This window comes from Neisseria sp. HMSC065D04 (assembly GCF_001815675.1).
Lineage (GTDB): Bacteria > Pseudomonadota > Gammaproteobacteria > Burkholderiales > Neisseriaceae > Neisseria.
In genome coordinates this window covers 70,646-71,468 of sequence record NZ_KV821496.1, presented here as the reverse complement: position 1 = coordinate 71,468, position 823 = coordinate 70,646, and the positions used below count along the sequence as shown (strand labels likewise).

Below are 823 nucleotides of genomic sequence, written 5' to 3'. Positions count from 1 at the left end.
CACGTTTCAACACACAGCCGCCTGAAGGCGGCTGCTGCCCACGCGGTATCAGGGCTTATTTCTTCGTTGTAGTTTCAACACACAGCCGCCTGAAGGCGGCTGACTGCATTGATGTAAAAAATACCAATGTAATCAAGGTTTCAACACACAGCCGCCTGAAGGCGGCTGGATGGTTTGATATGTGTCGTCTGAAATAGTAATCGTTTCAACACACAGCCGCCTGAAGGCGGCTGGTCTGGCGTCAGTGCGACGCATTTCACAACAGCAGTTTCAACACACAGCCGCCTGAAGGCGGCTGGTACTTGATGTAGAGGGTAATTTGCATTTTGAAGTAGTTTCAACACACAGCTGCCTGAAGGCGGCTGACCAATCAACCGCCATCGGTAGCGGCGCAATCACTGTTTCAACACACAGCCGCCTGAAGGCGGCTGTTATAAAAACATCATTCAATTTAAATCAATTACTAGTTTCAACACACAGCCGCCTGAAGGCGGCTGCAGGTTTGAAATACAGTTTAACCACGGAGATATAGTTTCAACACACAGCCGCCTGAAGGCGGCTGTGCAAAACCCTGAACATGTCATCCGCGACAATCGTGTTTCAACACACAGCCGCCTGAAGGCGGCTGAATCGGGGCTCATACTTAAATCGGTTATTTCAAAAGTTTCAACACACAGCCGCCTGAAGGCGGCTGCGACTTCCAAAGCACGACCAAAGCCACAGCTTGGGTTTCAACACACAGCCGCCTGAAGGCGGCTGTGTTTCTAAAACTGTTGCTGATGTTGTTGTGGATGTTTCAACACACAGCCGCCTGAAGGCGGCT

1 CRISPR repeat array is annotated in these 823 nt (G+C 50.5%).

Annotated features, from left to right (window positions below):
* Window positions 1-3 precede the first annotated feature (3 nt).
* Window positions 4-823: a CRISPR direct-repeat array (repeat unit 30 nt; unit sequence GTTTCAACACACAGCCGCCTGAAGGCGGCT).